The sequence below is a fragment of the Porphyromonas vaginalis genome (assembly GCF_958301595.1).
Taxonomy (GTDB): Bacteria; Bacteroidota; Bacteroidia; order Bacteroidales; family Porphyromonadaceae; genus Porphyromonas; species Porphyromonas vaginalis.
In genome coordinates this window covers 1024784-1046571 of the sequence record NZ_CATQJU010000001.1, presented here as the reverse complement: position 1 = coordinate 1046571, position 21788 = coordinate 1024784, and the positions used below count along the sequence as shown (strand labels likewise).

General features: G+C 54.7%; 16 protein-coding genes. 15 read left to right on the top strand and 1 reads right to left on the bottom strand.

Annotated elements, in window-relative coordinates; all coding sequences use genetic code 11:
- Positions 1-77: 77 nt before the first annotated feature.
- Positions 78-3530 carry a T9SS type A sorting domain-containing protein gene (locus Q2J34_RS04225; RefSeq protein WP_300969364.1) on the bottom strand — a complete coding sequence of 1151 codons (3453 nt, stop codon included), beginning with the start codon at positions 3528-3530 and terminating at the stop codon, positions 78-80.
- Positions 3531-3862: 332 nt separating this feature from the next.
- Between Q2J34_RS04225 and trpS the strand changes: the two genes are divergently transcribed.
- The 15 genes from trpS to Q2J34_RS04150 all read left to right on the top strand — a co-directional run bounded on the left by trpS (position 3863) and on the right by Q2J34_RS04150 (position 21692).
- On the top strand, positions 3863-4858 hold the full coding sequence (gene trpS / locus Q2J34_RS04220) for a tryptophan--tRNA ligase (RefSeq protein WP_300969363.1): 996 nt from the start codon (positions 3863-3865) through the stop codon (positions 4856-4858).
- A gap of 49 nt (positions 4859-4907) precedes the next feature.
- Positions 4908-5390: a DUF3127 domain-containing protein gene (locus Q2J34_RS04215; protein WP_300969362.1), complete on the top strand. Its 483-nt coding sequence runs from the start codon at positions 4908-4910 to the stop codon at positions 5388-5390.
- 18 nt (positions 5391-5408) lie between these two features.
- A complete protein-coding gene (locus tag Q2J34_RS04210) occupies positions 5409-5888 on the top strand; it encodes a 23S rRNA (pseudouridine(1915)-N(3))-methyltransferase RlmH (RefSeq protein WP_300969361.1) in 480 nt (159 codons plus the stop codon).
- Positions 5889-5904: 16 nt separating this feature from the next.
- A complete protein-coding gene (locus Q2J34_RS04205) occupies positions 5905-6258 on the top strand; it encodes a PAS domain-containing protein (protein ID WP_273475009.1) in 354 nt (117 codons plus the stop codon).
- 2 nt (positions 6259-6260) lie between these two features.
- Positions 6261-6485, top strand: a complete 225-nt coding sequence (locus Q2J34_RS04200) for a hypothetical protein (protein ID WP_298886043.1) — start codon at positions 6261-6263, stop codon at positions 6483-6485.
- A gap of 29 nt (positions 6486-6514) precedes the next feature.
- Complete coding sequence (locus tag Q2J34_RS04195) at positions 6515-7450, top strand: type I phosphomannose isomerase catalytic subunit (RefSeq protein ID WP_300969360.1); 936 nt, start codon at positions 6515-6517, stop codon at positions 7448-7450.
- Positions 7447-8064, top strand: a complete 618-nt coding sequence (locus tag Q2J34_RS04190; protein ID WP_300969359.1) for a DUF3109 family protein — start codon at positions 7447-7449, stop codon at positions 8062-8064. Before Q2J34_RS04195 ends, Q2J34_RS04190 begins: the two co-directional genes overlap by 4 nt.
- A gap of 31 nt (positions 8065-8095) precedes the next feature.
- Positions 8096-9490: an SGNH/GDSL hydrolase family protein gene (locus Q2J34_RS04185; protein WP_300969358.1), complete on the top strand. Its 1395-nt coding sequence runs from the start codon at positions 8096-8098 to the stop codon at positions 9488-9490.
- Positions 9491-9536: 46 nt separating this feature from the next.
- Positions 9537-10733, top strand: coding sequence for a GDSL-type esterase/lipase family protein (locus Q2J34_RS04180; RefSeq protein WP_300969357.1), 1197 nt, complete (start codon positions 9537-9539; stop codon positions 10731-10733).
- Between the two features lie 7 nt (positions 10734-10740).
- Positions 10741-12267, top strand: coding sequence for an MBOAT family O-acyltransferase (locus Q2J34_RS04175; protein ID WP_300969356.1), 1527 nt, complete (start codon positions 10741-10743; stop codon positions 12265-12267).
- 619 nt (positions 12268-12886) lie between these two features.
- Positions 12887-14368: a butyryl-CoA:acetate CoA transferase gene (locus tag Q2J34_RS04170; RefSeq protein WP_300969355.1), complete on the top strand. Its 1482-nt coding sequence runs from the start codon at positions 12887-12889 to the stop codon at positions 14366-14368.
- Between the two features lie 84 nt (positions 14369-14452).
- Positions 14453-15358: a dihydropteroate synthase gene (gene folP, locus Q2J34_RS04165; RefSeq protein WP_300969354.1), complete on the top strand. Its 906-nt coding sequence runs from the start codon at positions 14453-14455 to the stop codon at positions 15356-15358.
- A 25-nt stretch (positions 15359-15383) separates the two neighbouring features.
- Positions 15384-16166 (top strand): diadenylate cyclase CdaA, encoded by a 783-nt coding sequence (gene cdaA, locus Q2J34_RS04160; protein WP_300969353.1) that lies wholly within the window; start codon positions 15384-15386, stop codon positions 16164-16166.
- A gap of 1122 nt (positions 16167-17288) precedes the next feature.
- A complete protein-coding gene (locus Q2J34_RS04155; protein ID WP_300969352.1) occupies positions 17289-20306 on the top strand; it encodes a TonB-dependent receptor in 3018 nt (1005 codons plus the stop codon).
- Between the two features lie 42 nt (positions 20307-20348).
- Positions 20349-21692 (top strand): hypothetical protein, encoded by a 1344-nt coding sequence (locus tag Q2J34_RS04150; RefSeq protein WP_300969351.1) that lies wholly within the window; start codon positions 20349-20351, stop codon positions 21690-21692.
- Positions 21693-21788 lie beyond the last annotated feature (96 nt).

Here is a 21788-nt window from a genome sequence, read left to right as displayed (position 1 = left end):
TACACAATGAGAAGGGAGACACTCCACCGTTGGAGCGTCTCCCTTCTTTATAGATAGGCCGTAGGTCTGGCCTTGCTCTACCTGGCGACTAGGACGGACATAGGCTGGTCACCTACGACTAGGATGTACAGCCCGCTAGGGATGGAGCCAAGTGCTAGCGTGGCGGAGCCTTGGCAGTCGGTCTGATCCGTCAGGACGAGCACTCCCGTAGTATCGTATAGGAGTATTGTAGCTTCGCTAGCCCCACCTCGCACGAGTAGATAGTCTGTGACAGGGTTGGGGTAAATCTCTAGAGCTGGCGTTGTGACGCGCTCGATGCGATCTGCCTTCTGGAAGGTCACCTGGACTATCGTTGCTTGCTTGACGACAAAGCTCTTGCTCTCGGTGCAGTCTACCTCATTGACAAGTATCTGCGCGAGCTTGTATCCCTCATCTGGGGATGCAACGACTGTAAGCGTGGTCCCCATGGGGACTGCCTTTAGGTCTGAGTAGCCTGTGATAGAGGCTGTACCGCCAGTGCCGATCTTGAGGTCTACCGTATAGGTTGATGCGCTGGGATCAGCTCCAGGGTAGTCCTCGTTGGTCTCTGAGAGGACGACTCGCCACCCCCGTTGCGTCGCAATGGCTACGTCGCTCTTGAGACAGATGTTGCCATCTTCGGCTATCTTATCTAGAGACTTATGCACCTGCCAGATGCCAGGCTGTGTATTGCTCCTATCAGGGAGACTCTCAGCGAGAGCTTTCATGGCCTCGCCTTTGATTTGATTCCTAGCACAGGCTAGGAGTGATAACTTAGGGCAGTGCGAGAGATCTAGGGTGGTCAATTTATTGGATGAGCAGGTTAGTATCGTCAGATCCTGGCAGTTCTCTAGTGAGATAGCTGTGAGATCATTACCCCAGCAAGCGAGCTGTGTGATGCGCCCACGTATGGTAATGGTCTGACTGGTGAGGGTGTACTTGATATGGGAGCCATCAAAAGGTACTCCATCGACCCCCTCGATGGTGAAGTCGTCCTCAGCCTTGATCATTAGAGAGATCTTCTGACCTATGGGGCGACTGGTGGTGAGGGTGATGGTGGCTTGCTTGGCTTGGGGCGACTCCTTGCCCTCGTACTCATCTTTGGACATAGTGAAGCCCACCTTCCAGTTCTTAGCCTTAGCAATAGCTACGTCCGTATCGTAGCACACATTGCCATCAAAGTCTATCTCGTCTCTAGAGAAGTAGAGGGTCATCTCACCCTGCTTGAGTCCCGTGCGGTCGGGTAGGCTCTTCATGAGCTGAGTCATAGCCTCGCCTTTGATTTGATTACTAGAGCAGTCGAGTGAGCTGAGGCTGGAACACTCTACGAGCTCTAGTCTCTCTATCTTGTTGGTGTGACAGCTCAGTGAGGTGAGTTTAGGACACTTGTAGAGGGAGAGGTATACGAGGTTGTTGCTATAGCAGGAGAGCTGCGTCAGATTAGGGCAGCTGATGAGGTCCAGCTCTTGTAGCTTGGAGCTACTACATCCGAGAGAGGTGATGTCACCTCGTATGGTGACAACTTTGTCTAGGAGCGTGTAGGTCGCTTTCTCCCCGACAGTGGGCTCCTCTATGACACCTTCTATGGTGACATCGCCGACAGCCTGGATGGTCAGCGATATCTCCTCAACGCCCTCACTGGGGGTAATCATGATGACACCCGTAGCTAGTCCAGAGTAGTCTGTCTGAGAGGATACAGCACGCACGAGCCAATTCTTGCCCCGAGCTATGGCTACATCGCTGGGAAGGCATATATTGCCATCTTCGTCTATCTTGGTCTCATCAAAGTGTACTCCAAACATGCCCGCAGGCTCCATACCTGTACGATCTGGGAGAGCCTGCACGAGCTGAGTCATGGCCTGCTTGCGTATCTGATTTTTGTAGCAAGAGAGTGTCTGCAGTCCCGTACATGCAGAGACGTCTAGTGAGGATAGCTGGTTGCCTCCACAGTTGACCCAGGTAAGGGTGGCCGTCTGTGGTAGCTCGAGCTGCGTGAGCTGATTGTCAAAGCAGTCTAGACGTTCTAGAGCCTTGGCGGTGGTAAGGTTGAGAGTTTTGAGTTTGTTCTTAGCGCAGTTGATCTTCTTGAGCTTTTGGAGCGGTGCTAAGTCTATAGAGGCAAGTTGATTTTGCTGTACATCTATGAGTTGCAGTTGTGGAGTCTGAGAGAAGTCTAGCGACTCAATCTTATTGATGTAGCAGATCAAAGAGTCAAGGCTAGGAGCATGCGAGAGGTCGAGAGCTGTGACTTCATTATTGAAACAGACAAGCGTCCGTAGCGTGGGGCAGTCTGTCAGCTGGAGTGCCGAGAGGTTGTTACTACTACACTGTAGCTTGGTGATCTCTCCTTGTATAGTGACCTGCTGGCTGGTGAGGGTGTAGTTCTGATACTTACCTAGCACAGGTGTCTCTTTGACTCCCGCCATCTGGACAGCACCAGGCGCCTCGATGATTAGTCCTATCTTGCTCCCGATCTGGCGACTCGTAGTGAGCGTGATGGAGCCATTGAGCGGGGCTTCTTCGCCTTCGTAGGCTGGATCTTTTAACTCTTGATCAGCATAGGATACGACCCAGTTCTTGCTGGTCGCAAGAGCGACGTCACTCTTAAGGCATACATTGCCATCTTGAGGTCGCTGGGTAGGGTTAAAGTGCACCTTAAACTTGCCCTTGGTACTCTTCTGCGAGCGGTCAGCGAGACTCTTGATAAGCAGGGTCATCGCTTTGCCTCGTATCTTATTATTGTAGCAGACGAGATTGTCCAGTGCAGGACTCTGTGAGAGGTCTAGCTCGGTGAGTAGGTTGTCACTGCAATTGAGAGTTCTGAGCTTGGTGCAGTGAGACATGTCTAGCTTGGTGAGCTGATTCTTAGAGCAGTCGATAGCAGAGAGGAGAGAGCCCTGAGGAATAATTATCTCGGAGATCTGGTTGTCTTGGCAGCGGATGGCTGAGACTCCAGGACAGGAGGTTAAGTCTAGCTTGGTGAGCTTATTGCCGTAGCAGTTAAACCATTTGAGCTTCTTGAGGGGAGTGAGATCCAGCTCGGTAAGCTGATTGTTGTAGCAATTGAAGTTCGTCAGCTTGACACAGGCGGTGAAGTCTAGCTCGGAAATTTGGTTATCTCCGAGGAAGAAGCTCTCGAGCGTAGGACACTGGATTAACTCGACCTTAGTAATCTGACTCTTGCCACAGTCAAAGCTCTTGATAGATCCTCTCAGTACGATAGTCTGACTGGAGAGTGTGTACTTCACTTTCTTATTACCGATCTGGGGGGCCTCCTTGACACCCTCGATGGTTATGTCTTTGAGCTTAGGATTTTCAGCTATGAGCTTCATGTCAATGGTTTCACCGACAGCGCGTGCCGTGGTGAGCTTGATGTAGCAGCCCTGAGACTGCCTGAGTGCTGTGGTAGCAGCATCTGCTGGAGTCTGTGCAATCCCCTTGGCGGGAAGAGCCAGCAGCCCCCAGAGCAGTAGCCCGAGCGTGAGTAGCGGGGCGATAAGAGTACGTTTCATATCAACTTGTTTTTACTATATATAGACGAATCTAGCGGGAGAGGAGCTAGCTACTGATGCTAAAGCCATCATCGTTGTCCTCTCCTCATTTTAACATCCAAAGGTATCTCAAAGATGCTAGGCGCGACGAGCTTTTTCATACCCAGTTATTAGTATTCTGACATTTAGACTTAGCAATTTAGGCGGTCTCCAAAGACTTGAACACCCACACTCACTGCAAGGTGTGACGCGAAGGCATTTGTCATTGCGATCCTACGCAGTTGCTCCAAGAGCGCAAAAAGTACTACCTTTGCGCTATAACTATACATTAATATAGAGAGTACATTCACAGTATGGAACGAGTCGTCAGCGGTATCCGACCTACCGGTCATCTACATATAGGCAACTACTACGGAGCTATGCGTAGCTTCCTAGAGATGCAGGAGCAGTATGATTGCTACTTCTTTATCGCTGACTGGCACTCGCTGACCACGCACCCACACCCGGGAGACATCGTGCAGGATACAGACACGATCCTCGCGGAGTACCTGGCTTGTGGACTCGACCCAAACAAGGTGGTCCTCTACCGTCAGAGCGATGTACCTGAGGTGCTGGAGCTATACCTTTACCTGAATATGAACGCCTATCTAGGCGAACTACAGCGCACCACCACTTTTAAGGAGAAGGCGCGTAAGCAACCGGACAATGTCAATGCTGGTCTGCTCACCTACCCGACGCTCATGGCGGCCGACATCTTGCTGCAACGTGCCGTCAAGGTGCCTGTGGGCAAGGATCAAGAGCAAAACATGGAGATGGCGCGTCGCTTCGCTCGTCGCTTTAATACGATCTACGGCGTGGAGTACTTCACAGAGCCTGCCTCGTGGACCGCTATGTCTAAGCCAATCAAGGTGCCGGGGCTCGACGGCTCCGGCAAGATGGGCAAGAGTGAGGGCAACGCAATCTATCTCTACGAAGATGACAAGGCGATCACGAAGAAGGTGATGCGCGCTGTCACGGATGCTGGTCCTACGGAGCCAAATAGCAAGCCCTCGGAGCCGGTGGAGAACCTTTTCACCATTATGGATCTGGTCTCTGCGCCTGAGACGGTAGCACACTTTCGCCAGTCCTATGCGGACTGCTCCATACGCTACGGCGATCTGAAGAAGCAACTAGCAGCTGACCTGCTTACTGCGACAGCACCCATCCGTGAGCGCATCCTAGAGCTCTCTAGCGACAAGGAGCAGCTACACCGAGTAGCTACCGAGGGTGCTATGAAGGCGCGTGAGAGTGCTCGCAAGACCATCGAGGAGGTCAGAGAGATCATTGGATTTGCTCCGACACTCCGATAACTATTCACAAACAACTATCGACTAATAACTAACCACTTATAGACTAGATATGGACAGCAATAATAACCGTCCCAACCCACTTATCGCAAGAGGCACCGTCATACGCGTTCTCCCTGTACAGGAGGGTGTCAGCAAGTCAGGCAACGCTTGGCGCAGGGGTTCTTTTGTCATAGAGACCGACTCACAGTACCCACGTACCATCTGCTTCAACATTTGGAATAATCGCATCGACGAGTATGCACTCACTGAGGGTGACTTCGTCGAGGTGCGCTTTGATGTAGAGAGCCGTGAGTATATGGAGCGCTGGTACACAGACGTGACCGCTTACAGCGTCTCCAAGGTAGACCAAACAGCAGCTGCTGCGCCTGAGGCTGATCCCTTTGCAGGCAAAGCTCCCTACGTAGAGGGCGGTGCAGCATCAGCTCCTAGCACGGGCTTCGCTTCGCAAGCTCCTGAGGCTGGGGCGCAAAACCAGTTTGGTGGCTCTTTTGACCCAGCCGCTGGTGACAACGCTGACGACCTACCTTTCTAAGCACTATCTCTGCATCGTATGCGCACGACACTCCTCGTAGTGGGTGAGACCTCTTCGCCAGAGCTACACCGCCTCATCGAGGAGTATCGGCAGCGCATCGGTGGGTATATACCTTTCGACATAGAGGTCTTGCCCGACCCTAAGCGGCGCAAGCAGCAAGCCTCCATAGCAAATCAGCAACAGGCGACCTGCGAGGCTATTGCCTCCGTGATCACACCAAGTGATCTGGTGGTTCTGCTCGATGAGCGGGGCAAGGAGTACACGAGCCGTCAGTGGGCAGAGCAGTTGCAGCGCTATATGAATAGCGGTGCTAAGCGACTACTCCTGGTGGTGGGCGGGCCCTATGGCTTTACGCCGGAGTTTAAGCAGCACTTCGGGCAGCAGGCTTGGTCGCTCAGTCGCTTGACACTGACGCATGAGATGGTGCGCCTCTTTGCCGTCGAGCAGATCTACCGAGCCTGCACGATACTGCGGGGAGAGCCTTACCATCACGACTAATTAGAGTCCCAATCACATGATACCATTCTTTGAAGAGGCCGACGTCGCGGTCACGATCTGTGACCGTGAGGGGCGCATTATAGAGATGAACGAGCAGTCGCGTCAGGTCAATCTTAAGCCAGGGCAAAGCTTGATCGGCAAGAATGTCCTCGACTGCCACCCAGAGCCGGCACGCTCGCTACTCGCTGACATGATGGCGCACCAGACGAAGCATGTCTACACCATCACAAAGGGCGACAAGAAGAAGCTCATCTACCAGATCCCGTGGTACGAAAATGGCGAGTACGCTGGCTTTATGGAGCTATCGATGATCATCCCCCACGAGATGGCACACTACGTACGTCAGGTGCCACCGGAGAAGAAGGCTTAGCCATGTCTCGCAGAGATCGCCTCAAGCTTTACTTCCTCCTCATCTGGTGGATAGCCCTCAACGTGTGGGTCTGGATCCTACAGCGTGCCCCCTTTGACTGGATACGTGTCGGCTCCAGTATCGGCACGCTTGTGGTAATCGCACTCCTCGCCTGGATATGGCATAGGAACTACCGCACCGAGCAGGAGCGTCGTGCTCTAGAGCAGTCTGAGGACGAAGAGAAGTAACCATTGCCACATCTCTCCTATTATTATATATGTCTCGTAAGCTCACACCGATACGCTGTACGCCCCAATACTATCACAAGATATGGGGTGGAGGTCGTCTTGCCCCTACGGGAGGCGACAAGCAGATTGGCGAGGTGTGGCTACTCTCAGCCCTCGCAGGGCAGGAGACCCTCACAGAGGGTGCCGACTACGAGGGAGCTCCGCTAGACTCTTTGGTATCTCGCTATGGCGATCGCCTACTAGGACCAGGACAGACAGCACGATGTGGTGGAGCTTTCCCCTTATTGATCAAGCTGCTAGACGCAGCGACAGATCTCTCTGTACAGGTACACCCATCGCCAGAGGAGGGGGGCAAAGATGAGATTTGGTACTTTCTAGAGACGGAGCCGATGAGCCGTATCTGTCTCGGACTGACCGAGCCGATGAGTGCCGATGCCTTGCGCTCCGCCATCGAGCGTGGTGATCTGATGCACTACCTGCACTGGGAACCTGTGAGATCAGGAGAAGCTATCGCCCTACCGGCTGGTACGATCCACGCACTAGGGGCTGGCTCGATGCTGATTGAGGTGCAAGACACGAGCGACACGACCTATCGTCTCTACGACTACGATCGAGTAGACGACGAGGGTACCAAGCGAACGCTACACATCGAGGAGGCACTCCGCAGTGCGACACTAGAGCCGCATAAGCTAGACGCTCGTCTCCTACCCTTGGATACGCCACGCTTCGTCTGTCACGAGGTGATCGCCACACCAGACTCATCTCAGCTCATCACAACCGATGGAACGAGCTGTGCGATCCTTGTCGGTATCTCTGGAAGCTTGCTACTAAGCGGTGAAGACACAGAGCAGTGGCAACTAGCTCCCCACGAAGCGCTCCTGCTCCCCGCTGAGACGCTCCCGATGCAGGTAGCACCGGGCGAGGGAAAAGCCTTGATGATAACCTTAACGCCCACAGAGCTATGATACAGATCGATGACAAGGTGGTGAGCTTTGAGATCCTTGAGGAGTGCTTCGCCTGCGACTACGCTGTATGCCGTGGAGCTTGCTGCGTGCATGGCGATGCGGGCCCTCCTGCCACAGAGCATGAGTGCCGTAGCTATCAGCGTCATCTCTCGCTCCTTGAGCCGCACCTAGCTCCCGAGGCGTGTGAGCTGATCCATCATCAGGGCGTGAGCTACACGGACATAACTGGCGAGCGGGTACTCTCTATAGTGAACGGCGAGAACTGCGCCTTCACGCTTCACCCCACACCGCCCGAAGGGGTACGCTGCGCTATCGAGTGGTATACCTCGACCCATCCCGAGGTGCAGCTAGAGAAGCCGATCAGTTGTCGCCTCTACCCTATCCGTGTGCGTCAGTTCAAGTACTTCTCGTCCCTACATTACGACCGCTGGGACATCTGTCAGGCGGCTGTGGAGCGAGGCCGCAAGCTCGGCATCAAGGTCTACCAGTTCGTGCGTGAACCGCTGATAGCAGCCTTCGGGGCACACTTTTACGATCAACTCGTCGAGGCGGACAAGCTACTCCAAGAGGCGCGACGCAAAGAGGCGGAAGATAGAAGAGACGCCAAGCACTGATTGACTCCCGAGGTAGGCTCTCGCATAGCTCATGAAAAGAAAGAATCATCTCTACCGTAGCTTCTTGCTACTCCTCGTTGGCGGTCTGCTAGCGTATGGACTCTCGGAGCTACTCGTCGCTGTCGGCCCTATCGCGGGCTACCACTTCAAGGGATTCAACCCGCTGAGTGACCTCCTTGACACGACAGCAAACCAATCGTCGGAGACGCTCTCCATACCCCTAGACGAATCTGACAACCCTCTTGATCCGAAAGAAGCTCTGGAGGGCTCCACTGGCGCAATAGGAGATTCGACCGGTCGTACGCAAGTAGCTATCGACACGCTTCCTCCGCTAGAGCTCTCCAGCCGTCTAGTAGACTACTCTGAGGGGCAGAGTGCGTTGCGCCGCCTACGTGCTGCACTACGGGAGGGGCGCTCGAGGGCGGTACGTATCGCTTTCGTCGGTGACTCCTTTATAGAGGGCGACATATTGGTAGAACCCTTTCGTCAGGCACTCCAGCAGACTTATGGCGGTCAAGGCGTGGGCTACGTACCACTCACCTCGCCAGTGGCTCGCTTTAGGCAGAGCATACAGCAGCGCTTTGAGGGGGCTTGGCAGGAGACTTCTGCCAATAAGAGTAAGTCTCGCTCCCTCTTTACACTGGCAGAGACCTTTGCCACAGCAACCGCTACCGCCTCCACAAGCTATAAGCTAAAGAGTGCCGCCGACCGTGTGACGCTTCACTACGTGAGCGACTCGATCCCGGTGGCGATCACCTACGGCATCAATGGTGGCGAGCATCAGCGTGCCGAGCTACCCGCTAGCCACGGAGCTATGGCCGAGTACACCCTGCCGCAGAGGGGCGTCAAGCGGGTTGAGCTTGCTACCGAGGGAGGCGATGGCACACGCTTCTATGGCGTATGCTTCGACGGTATAACAGGCGTCGCTGTGGACAACTTCAGTCTCCGTGGCTCCTCTGGCATAAAACTCAATGCTGTCTCCTCAGCTCTGACGATGCAACTCTCACGCTTCCGCCCCTACGATCTGATCATCCTTTCCTATGGGCTTAATGTGGTAAGTGCTCAGGACAATAACGACAGCTACGACTGGTACTACGCCGCCATGGCTAAGAGCATCGAACATATCCAGCAGCTCTACCCACACGCCACGATCCTACTCATGTCGCTCTCCGACCGCGCCACACTGCGTGAGGGTGAGATCCACCCGCTCAATGGGGTGGCTCGTGTGCTCCGCATACAGCACCGCTTGGCGCAGCGCTACGGGCTCCTCTTTTGGAATACGCATGAGGCGATGGCTTCGCTCGGCGGCATCAAAGGCTTTGTGGACAAAGGATGGGCGGCAAAAGACTACACCCACATCTCTATGGCGGGTGGGCGGCAGCTCGCTAAGTTACTCACAGCAGATCTGATCGGCGATGAGGAGTAGCAGATTGATACGGATCAGTTGTGTCGTCATAGGGAGCCTACTCCTTATGGCGCAGACGCTTATGGCACAGCTCATAGCCCCCGCTGGTTACCTCGATAAACTTTGGTCCGCTTGTGACGAGGCGAAAGCGACTGGGCAGACTATCTCGATCATCCATTTGGGCGACTCGCACATACAGGCAGGACACTTCACCATGCCGATCCGTCAATCCTTTACACAGCGTTGGGGCAACGGTGGAATGGGTTGGGTAGGTCCTTTTCGCTTGTTGGGAACCAATCCGCCTATCCACACGGTGATACGAGCCTCCTCAGCAGGCACGTCAGGCGTTAAGATCACCCAGAGAGACTACGATCGGGAGAGTCCTACGGGTATGGTGCTACAGACGAGGCCGAGTGGTGCCATCACCTACACCTTGCAATGTGGTGGCGGGCAAACCTTCGACCGCATCGTTATCTACCGACAGCGGGGAACGCAACCTTTCACCTTGTCTGGCATTAACTCCTGCGAGATCGCTATTGCTCACGACACTTTGACCACCGAGCAGATCGTCACCGACACGCTCCTCGTGGGTCGTTACGTAAGCTCAGCAGAGGTGACCGCTCCTGCCTCGGCCGTCTGGTATGGCGCTAGCCTGGAGCGTAGCAGCGGTGGCGCACTCGTCCACACGATCGGCTACAATGGTGCTACCTACTACACTTACAGCAAGGGAAGCTTCACTAGTTCCGTTGCCACCCTGAGTCCTCGGCTGATCATCCTTTCGCTGGGCACTAATGAGTCGATCGCACGTCAGTTCGATCGCAACAACTTTGGCGCGGAGGTCGCTCGGCTGGTACGCAGGCTCCAAGCGAGCAATCCCGACTGCGCCATCGTCCTCACCTCGCCTCTTGCCAACTATCAGAAGATCCGCACAGCTCACAAAAGTCGTCGTGGCAAGCGTAGGCGTCGTCGCACTGTCTACCGCACCACCTACCGCGCTAATGCCAACTGCCAGCTCATTGCCGACGAATTACAGCAGCAAGCTCGGGAGCTGGGGTGTGGCTACATCGATCTCTTCGCCCACTTCGGTGGAGCGGCGGGTGCTGCACAGTTACTCTCTAGTGGCATCCTCTCTGGCGATCGCGTTCACCTCACCGCTACTGGCTATAATAAGGTAGGCGAGGCGATTGCTACCGCCCTTCAAGACGACTATAAGCAGTGGTGCCAACGCTCCCCCCACGTCACCCCTCAAGCCTCCGAAGACTAACCTCCGTATGCTCACCCCCTATCTCTCACGAGCTGCCGAGCTACTCACCTACGATAGCTCCGCACCAATGCTCTTCAATAGTGGACTCTTTCTCGTCCTCTTCCTGCTCTTCCTGCCGCTCTACTACCTGCTGCGTAGGCACACGTTGGCACGGATCATCTATGTAGTGTGCTTCTCCCTCTTCTTCTACTACAAGAGCAGTGGCTACTACGCTACGATCCTCATCATGACCGCCACGGTCGACTTCATCATTGGCCACCTCATAGCATCCACACCAGAGCGCAAGGTCAAGCGCCGCTGGCTCACGCTCTCCCTCTGCTTCAACCTCGGCATGCTCGGATACTTTAAGTATACCAACTTCCTCCTCGAGCTCTTCACCCCGCTCGTGCAGTGGATCGGCGGATTGGTTGGGCTTGGCGAGGTAAGCACGACACAGCTAGGTCCGCTCGACATCTTTCTCCCCGTTGGCATCTCCTTCTTCACCTTCCAGTCGCTCAGCTACGTCATCGACATCTATCGAGGCGAGATACGTCCGCTGAGACGCTGGGTCGACTACCTCTTTTACGTCTCCTTCTTCCCTCAGCTCGTCGCGGGGCCTATCGTACGTGCCAAAGACTTTATCCCGCAGATCTACAAGCCCGTATGGGTCACCAAAAAGGAGTTTGGCGAGGGGCTCTTCCTGATCCTCTCGGGACTCATCAAGAAAGCGATCATCTCCGACTATATCTCGCTCAACTTTGTGGATCGTGTCTTCGATGCCCCTACCCTTTACAGTGGCTTCGAAAACCTTATGGCCATCTACGGCTACGCACTCCAGATCTACTGCGACTTCTCCGGCTACTCCGATATGGCTATCGGCATCGCCCTGTGGCTCGGCTTTCGCTTTAATATCAACTTCGACTCTCCCTACCGCTCCGCTACCATCACCGAGTTCTGGCGACGCTGGCACATCTCCCTCTCCTCCTGGCTGCGAGACTACCTCTACATACCGCTCGGGGGAAGTCGTCGTGGTCGGCTGCGCACTTATCTCAACCTTCTGATCACGATGCTCCTCGGCGGATTATGGCACGGAGCCAGCCTGCGCTTCATCCTTTGGGGTGGTATGCACGGCGTCGCACTTGCCCTGCACAAGCTCTATATGCAGATCTGCCCGTGGGCACGCCCCGATGGAGCCTCTATGGGACGGCTGAGACGCTACCTAGGCATGTTCATCACCTTCCACTTCGTCTGCTTCGCGTGGATCTTCTTCCGTATGCCAACGATGGAGGGCATCGGACAAATGTTTGAAATGATACGGTACGAGTTCCACCCCGAGATCATCCCGCAGTTCCTCGAGGGCTACTGGCTCGTCGTGACGCTGATCGTGCTAGGCTTCGTAGCCCACTTCGTTCCGCAGCGCGCCTTCCGTCCCCTCGAGCGTAGCATCAGTCGCATGCCGCTCGTCGGTCAGGCGCTCCTCTTCGCCCTCGTCGTGCTGCTCGTCGTCCAGTTCCAGAGCAGTGGTGTGCAACCCTTTATCTACTTTCAATTCTAGCCCTTGGCTGTTGGCCTTTGGCTGTTAGCTATTAGCTATTGGTTCGTGTAACCCGCTGTAGGGGCGGACTTGCGTGTCCGCCCACAAGGCATACAGCACTTCAACGGGGACGGGCGGACACATAGGTCCGCCCCTACAAAGGGTTACTCGTTTCTCTAACCTCTAATCTCTAACCTCTAATTTCTCTACTTATTTAGCTAGTGGTTCGTGTAACCCGCTGTAGGGGCGGACCTGCGTGTCCGCCCACAAGGCATACAGCACTTCAACGGGGACGGGCGGACACGTAGGTCCGCCCCTACAAAGGGTTACTCGTTTCTCTAACCTCTGATCTCTAACCTCTAATTTCCCTACTTATTTAGCTATTGGTTCGTGTAACCCGCTGTAGGGGCGGACCTGCGTGTCCGCCCACAAGGCATACAGCACTTCAACGGGGACGGGCGGACACGTAGGTCCGCCCCTACAAAGGGTTACTCGTTTCTCTAACCTCTAATCTCTAACTTCTAACCTCTAAGGTCTAACCTCTAAGGTCTAATCTCTTTTTTCCGTACCTTTGAGAAACGCTACCGCAGTGAGGCGGTGGCGGGCTCTTATAGCACCAACACTTAACCCAATATATAGTATGTCTTACCCAATCATGACTGCCGAAGAGGCAGCGAGATTAGTTCACGATGGCGATCAGGTAGGCTTCAGTGGCTTTACGCCTGCTGGTTGCCCTAAGGTAGTGCCACAAGCCATAGCTCATTACGCCGAGGAGGAGCACGCAGCAGGAAGGCCCTTCCGCATAAGCGTCTTCACGGGAGCATCGACAGGCGACCGCCTCGACGGAGCCCTAGCACGTGCTCATGCGATCAAGTTTAGAGCACCCTATCAGTCTAACAAAGACCTACGTGCTGAGATCAATAGCGGTGAGGTAGCTTACTGCGACATGCACCTCTCGCAGCTAGCACAGGAGATGCGTGCTGGCTTCTTTGGCAAGATCGATGTGGCTATCGTCGAGGCTGCCGAGCTAACGGAAGATGGTCAGCTGGTACCCACCACGGGCGTCGGTATCCTACCCACCATCTGCCGTCTCGCAGACCGGATCATCGTCGAGATCAATGACCGTCACCCCGCCAAGATACGTGGACTCCACGACATCGCTGAGCCTCTTGACCCACCCGCACGTCGTGAGCTACCTATCTACAAGCCCTCTGATCGTGTCGGCAAGCCTTACGTACAGCTCGACCCGAAGAAGGTCGTAGCGGTCGTCAAGACTAGCGAGCCAAACGATGACGGAGGCTTTGCGCCGCTCGATGAGGTGACGCAGGCAATTGGAGACAATGTCACGAAGTTCCTCGAGGAGGAGATCCGCACGGGACGCATCCCCCGTGAGTTCCTACCGCTACAGAGTGGCGTAGGCAATATCGCCAATGCGGTCCTAGCCTCCGTAGGCAAGAGTCCTAAGATCCCACCTTTTGAGGTTTACACCGAGGTAATCCAGGATGCCGTCATTGGGCTGATGAAGGAGGGTCGCGTTAAGTTTGCTTCAGGCTGTTCGCTCTCGGTCAGTCGCGATGTTATCCTAGACATTTATCAGAACTGGGACTTCTTCAAGGACAAGCTACTCTTGCGCCCGGAGGAGTACTCCAACAACCCAGGCATCGTGCGCCGTCTCGGGGTCATCACGATGAATACCGCTCTCGAGGCAGACATCTATGGCAACATCAACTCAACGCACGTCCTCGGCACTAAGATGATGAACGGTATCGGTGGCTCGGGCGACTTCACCCGCAATGGTTACATCTCTATCTTCACCACGCCCTCGACCGCTAAGGGCGGCGCTATCAGCGCTATCGTGCCGATGGTGAGCCACGTGGATCACAGCGAGCACTCGGTCAAGGTACTCATCACTGAGTACGGTATCGCCGACCTCCGAGGGCTCTCTCCACGACAGCGTGCTGAGCGCATCATAGAGAACTGCGCCCATCCCGACTACCGTCCACTGCTACGTGCTTATCTGGCTCAGGCTTCGGAGGGACAGACACCTGTTTGTCTGGAGAAAGCCTTCGCCTTCCACAAAGCCCTGGCAGAGTCAAAGGATATGCGCCAAGCTAAACTTTAATCGCTAAAAGCAACCGCTCCTCGCCACTACCATATAGTAAGTGACGAGGAGCGATCACAACGACCCACAAGACCTGACACGCTTATGTCTTACATACTCAACCTAGGGGGACGCGCCTTTGACCTGTCGGAGCCTGTCGTGATGGGCATCCTCAATGTGACGCCAGACTCCTTCTATGCGGGTAGTCGCAAGCAGACCGCCGAGGCGATCGCTGAGCGCACCCACGAGATCGTCCAGGAGGGAGGGCGGATCATCGACATCGGCGCCTGCTCGACACGTCCGGGAGGCGAACTGGTCGATGGCGAGGAGGAGCTACGCCGACTGCGCCACGCACTAGAGATCATCCGTGCCGAGGTGCCCGACCTACCTATCTCGGTAGATACTTACCGTGCTGACGTGGCGAAAGCCTGCGTCGAGGAGTATGGCGTGGAGATCATCAACGACATATCTGGCGGTCAGGCCGATGCGAAGATGTACAGCACCGTGGGGGAGCTGGGCGTCGCCTACATACTGATGCACCTAGAGCACAACGTCGAGGGGATGCATCAGGTAGTGGACTACAAACCCTCTGTAGAGGTGTGCGTGGCGGACTACTTCCGTCGTCGCCTCGAAGAGCTTCACGACTGTGGTGTCAAGGATGTAATCCTCGACCCCGGCTATGGCTTTAGCAAAAGCATGGACGACCACTACCGCCTGCTCACGCATCAGCGGGAGGCGCTGCAAGAGTTTGCCGAGCCAGTACTGGTTGGCTTCTCCCGCAAGCGTATGGTGCAGACGGTCATCGGAGCCGATGCCATGCACTCAGGCGATGCGACCAATGTGCTACACACTTACGCTCTGATGGAGGGCATCGCACAGATCATCCGCACCCATGATGTGCGTCTCGCTGTCGAGGCGATCAAGGTGACCGACATGATCCGCAAGCATCTCCCCGACGCTACGGGGGCGAGTAGCTACACCCACTGGCAGAGACCGCTAGAAATCCATTAACTATCACGCTTAGAGACTTAGGACTGTGACGCTAGACTGGTTATCCTTCACGCTTGTCGACCTCTTTGACATTATCCTCTCGGCACTCCTCTTCTACTATGTCTATCGGACACTGAGAGCGACCGCCTCGAGAGCGCTGATCTTAGGTATCTTCACCTTTATCCTCGTGTGGGTCATCGTCTCCAAGTGGGCCGGCATGATCCTCTTGGGAGGTATCCTAGACGAGCTGGTCGGCACGGGTATGCTCATCCTGGTGATCATCTTTCAGGAGGAGATAAGACGCTTCCTAATCACGCTAGGGAGTACCAATAGGTGGCGCTTCTTGCGGAAGATCTTCAAGGGGGATGATCAGAGTGCCCAAGAGGAGCAGCGCTGTGTCGCAGCACTCGTCCTAGCCTGCATGAATATGGCGCGCAAGAAGGTGGGTGCCCTCATCGCTATCCAAGCCAAGCAGGAGCTCACCGCCTACCTCCACACGGGAGAGGTCTTTAGAGCAGATGTCAATGCCCGCCTGATCGAAAACATATTCTTCAAAAACAGCCCGCTCCACGATGGTGCCATGATCATCGTCGACAACGACATACGAGCCGCTGGCTGTATCCTCCCCGTCTCCAACGATCCCAATCTCTCTAAAGACTTAGGTCTACGTCACCGCAGTGCACTAGGACTCTCGCAGGCCACAGACTGTCTCGTCATCGTCATCAGCGAGGAGCGTGGCAAGATCTCTCTAGCACAAAACGGAGTCATCGACGTCGACGTCGACATCGACACGCTGCGCCAGCGACTAGACGCCATCTACGCCAGCTAGCCCAGACACATATAATATATAGGTTAGAAGGAATGCACCGAGCGTGCGTTCCTTCTTTTCGTTTTCCGGCCCGATCGTATCGTGCTCTCCTCATGGTAGGTTATTGCTATCCCGTAAGAGTTATTTGAGGAGGCTGTTGCAAAAGTCAACAGTCTCACAATCTTGCTTGCAAGATTGTCTAGACTTTGCAGAAAGGATGAAGCGCAAGGCGCTGAGGGTGAGGTCTGAAGGGAGCATACATCCGTATGTGACCGAAGCCGAATCCCGAAAGCAACACAGCGATTCGCCTTTATGCAACAGTCTCTTGAGGGGGCGAGTAGATCACTCTACAGAAATGAGCTAACTATCAGTACCACTTGGGTGAAACTAGCAGGGCTGACGCATTATAATCGTCTTTTCAGAAGCAACCCATTAGCGACAAGCGAGGCATAGATGCGCTCATTATATATAATGTGTCACCCATGGATTGGCTGTTAGCTGTTAGCTGTTAGCTATCGGAACCATCGGAGCTATCAGAGTGATCGGATCTCTAATCTCTAACTTCTAATTTCTAACCTCTAGCATCTTTACATATCTTTACGGGGAAATTCGTCCGACACCCTCCTTTCTCGAATATCCACGTGGGGAATCTCAAATCTCCACGTGGATATTTTTTATTTTCCACGTGGGCGTGATTTATTTCTTCCGAAGTTTCATTTGATTCTTCCGAAGTTTCATTTCATTCCTCCGAAGAATTTTTTATTCTCCACGTGGGGATTTCGAAATATCCACGTGGAAATCACTTTTCCCCGACACTGCGCCGTACCGATATGTAATCAACTCTAAATTATTGCAACGAGCCAGCGTCGAATTTGCCCAGCCAAGAGCACTAGCACTACTAGCTAACAGCCAACAGCCAACAGCTACACATGAGCGACCTGCGAGGAGTAGAGTGGTCGATGAGATCATTATATATAATGCGTCAACCCTGGTGAAACTGGAGTTTCATACGGAGGAAACTTTGTCAAGTTAGCGACACTTCTTTCCGAAGGCGAGCTTGCGCCACATATTCCCTTGTCAGCGAAACGAAACAAACGAGTAACCGTATGATAACATCGCCGCGCTACCTTTGCAGCGTAAGATTTGAAACAGGACACACTTCGTATGCTACACAAGGCGCTTTTCTACACACTCGCCCTCTTGACACTCTTCACCGCTGGCACTGCACTAATGGCTCAGCCTCACGGGCAGCCTATCCCTCACAGCGAGGCGGATCTACGACTAGGCACCCTCACGGGACGCATCGTCGACGAGCACGGCGAGGGGCTCATCGGAGCTACCGTGCGCATCATCGAGACAGGCGGCGGACAGGTCACCGACTTCGATGGCAACTACTCTCTACGTCTGAACCCTGGCACCTATACCGTGGAGATCGCTTACGTGGGCTACGCTACCAAGCAGATCAAGGAGGTACACATTACCGCTGGAAAAGAGACGAACCTCTCGGTTGATCTCGCCATAGCGGACAATGTCCTCGGCACCGTCGTCGTGACTGGCTCCTACAAGACGAGCAATACGGCGGGTGCAATGAAGATACAGCAAAGCATGCCTCAACTCTCCACGGTCGTATCGAGCGAGATGATCGGTAAGACGGCCGATAAGAACCTCGGCGAGGCGCTCAAACGTGTCACGGGCGTCACCACGATGAGCAATAAGTATGTCGCCGTGCGGGGTATGGGCGAGCGCTGGAACGAAGCTTCGCTCGATGGCATCCCACTACCCAGTACGGAGAGCAATGCCAAGGCGTTCGGCTTTGACCTGATCCCTACCTCGCTCATAGACAATGTGACGGTCCTCAAGACGGCTACGCCGGATGTTAGTGGCAACTTCTCGGGCGGTCTTATCCAGATCACCACGAGAGACATTCCGACGAAAGACTTTATCTCCATCAGTGCCGGCACCAGTTACAACTCGCTCAGCACCTTCCAGACACAGAAGTACCGCATCAGAGGACAGTGGGACTGGCTCGGCTATGACGACGGTCGGCGCGCCCTCCCTAAGGGACTCCACGAGATACCTTTCGACCCGTACAATCCCGTTCCCGAGCTCTTCGAGCAGAGCAAGCGACTGACCACCGACAACTTCACCATCCATGAGGGCAAGACCCCGCTCGCGCAAAACTATCAAGTCTCTCTCGGCAAGAGCTGGGACCTCAACAAGAGCGGCAACCATCGGCTCGGCTTGATCGCCTCGCTCACCTATCGCAATACGCAGCAGCAGACCATCATCGACCACATAGAGCGTGGCGAGTGGATGAATGCCAAGCAATATAATAAGGTACAAGAGAGCTTTGTCGATACCGGCATACGCAATAGCGGAGCTAACTACAAGTACAACACGACCCTTGCGGGCGTCCTCAACATCGGTTGGCAGCGGGGCACTAATCGCCTCAGCCTGCGCAACACCTATACTCATAAGTATGACAACGACCTCTCAGAGCTAACCGGTCTGAGTGACGAAGACCCCAACCCCGAGAGCAATCCTTACCGACAGCAGGTCAACTACCCGACCTTCCAAGACCTTTTGCAAAACAAGCTCAGCGGTAAGCATCAGCTAGGCGAGTCACTCCGCCTCGACTGGGCGCTAGCACACACCTACGTACAGCGCAATCAGAAGGACGCCGCTTTCACACAGCAGGTGAGCCGACTAGACGAGGCTGGAGCGCGTCACTTCTACAATCAGGTGGGTGTGCAGTCGGGGACGCTCTTCCCGCTAACCCGTGCTTGGTACCTCAACCATGAGCGAGACTTCAACGGACAGGTCAATGTGGAGCTACCCTTCGACCTCTTTGGCAATGACTGGACGCACAAGTTCAAGGCAGGGTACGACGGCGCCTTCAAGGAGAACCGCTTTGAGTTTTGGGAACTCTCGATGCACCTCTTCAACACACGAGGCTTTGACTTCACCACCAGCACGATCGCTGATCTCATCAAAGAGGAGAACATGCGCGACGGGGGCTTCGCCTGGGATCTCAAGCGACTACAAGGTGACGGACGTATGTACCACGGGAGGGTCATTCAGAATGCCCTCTACGCTATGCTCGATGACCGATACAGCGAGCTACTACGCCTCGTATGGGGGCTGCGTGTCGAGCACTACCTCTACCAAGAGCTGAGCAACCCCTCTATGTCGATGGGCGAGCTAAACATTGTCGAGCAGGATCGCAAGGAGAAGCCGGTGGCTATCATGCCGTCGATCAATCTCACGATCACACCGATCAAAGACCTCAACGTACGACTGAGCTACAGCCGCAACACGGTACGCCCACAGTTTATGGAGCGCACAGCTTACCGCTTCTACGATCCCTTCCTCGGCGGGGAGATCTTTAACCAGAGCGTCATATCGACGACTGTAGACGGTGCTGACCTCCGTGTCGAGTGGTACCCCGGCGCTGGCGAGGTGATCTCCATCGGTGGCTTCTACCGTTACCTAGACAAGCCTATCGAGCGCATCGCTCAGAAGACCGCCTCCTTCGCCCGCTTCTACATGCTGATGAATAGCGACAAAGCGCACAGCTACGGCGTCGAGCTAGAGCTTCGCAAGAACTTTGGCTTCATTCCCCTAGGCTCCTGGCTCGAGCACCTTTACCTCAATGCTAATGCGACCTTCACCCAGAGCATCGTCACCGGTATGGTCTCACGTGCCGACGAGCGTGGTATCCTGCACTGGGTGCCCGTCACACAGCGCCGACCGATGTACAGTCAGGTGCCCTATATGTACAATGTGGGTCTCTCCTACGAGAGCGAGACCTTTGGGGCCAATCTCACCATGAACCGCTCTGGACGCAAGCTCGTCCTCAACACGAACCAAGCCTACGAGCAGGAGTACGAGGCACCCTTCAGTCAGTTCGATGCACAGCTCTCCTACACCTTCCCCAAGTATGGCGTGACCATCAAGGTCAATGGTTCTAACCTACTCAACGCTAAGCATATCATCTACACCAACCATGTGGACGACTTCGAGCGTGCCGCTGACAATAATCAGATCCTAGACACCATGAGACATGGCACCTCTAGCGACTACGACCCAGGTCACGACAACGTCGTCTACCAGTACCGCGACGGCATCTCGCTGAGTGCCTCCGTTAGCTGGACTTTCTAAAGAATCAGAGATACTAACACTTTAATTATCTATCATAATATCATGAACAAGACAATCCGTTTACTAAGCCTCGTGATGGCTACCCTCATGAGCCTAGCACTACTTACCTCCTGCGACGAAACAGGCAATGAGCCTAATGGAGGTGGCGACAACAACAAAGTCACTGGTCGCACCATCGGTGGCAAGGAGCTCGTAGTCGTCGAGGGACGCATCAATGGCAAGAACAATCACTGGACAGCTGACAAGGTCTACGCACTCAAGGGCATCGTCACCGTACCAGCCAGTGAGACGCTCACCATCGACGCTGGTACCACCATCATCGAGGAACCCACACCATCAGGTGCTACGGGCGTACTCGTCGTAACTCGTGGCGCTAAGATCATGGCCGAGGGTACCGCCCAGAAGCCTATCGTCTTCACCTCCTCCAAGGCTGTCGACAGCAATGCAGGTCGCCCCGCTCCTGGAGACTTCGGTGGTGTCATCATACTGGGTAAAGCTAAGGTCAATACCCCGACCGACGCTCAGTTTATCGAGGGCCTCAACCAAGGTGTCGAGGAGTACCGCTACGGTGGCGACAACGATGAGGACAATAGCGGTGTACTGCGCTACGTACGCATCGAGTACGCTGGCTTCATCCTAGGCGACAGCAACGAGATCAATGGTCTCACCTGCGGTGGCGTAGGTCGTGGCACCACGCTAGACCATATCCAGGTTAGCTGGGGGCTAGACGACAGCTTCGAGTTCTTCGGTGGTTGTGTCAATGCTACCCACCTCGTCTCCTACGCTTGCGACGATGACAACTTTGACTTTGACAACGGCTTCACCGGTAGCATCACTTACGGCGTAGCTATTGCCAACCCCGCCTCGACACACTCCGACAGCAAGGGTAAGTCTGACAGCAACGGCATCGAGCTAGACAACAATGCTAAGGCTCAGGACGAGACCTTCTCACTAATCCCTAAGACGCACCCCACACTGACCAACGTCTCTATCATCGGTGCATCTACCCGTGTAGCCAACGTCCACAACAACTTCCAGGGCGATGCCTACAAATACGCAGCTCGTGTACGTCGTGGTGGTCAGATCACGCTCAAGGACTGCATCCTCACCGGTTATCCTAAGGGCTTCGTCCTCGACCCCGATGCCGACAAGATGGAGCACAGTAAGATAGAGGGTAGCTCCTTCCACGGTTTTGACACTGCCTTTGAGATCAAGAACGGCTCCGCCAAGCCCGCCACAGGCATCATCGAGGTGGTCAACAAAGACTCCGCAGCTACCTTCGGCATGAAGGCTCCTTTCGGCACTCCAGCCGACTTCACAGGAGCTCAGGTCGGTGCCTTCCCTGCTAGCAAGGGCAACTGGCTACAAGGCTGGACCGCCTTCTAGTCGTCTCTCTAGACGCACAAAGCACTAACCAAATAGGGACGGACCTTGTGTCCGTCCCTATTTTGTTTGGTGGTCTTTCTGTGATCCGGCTTTTGG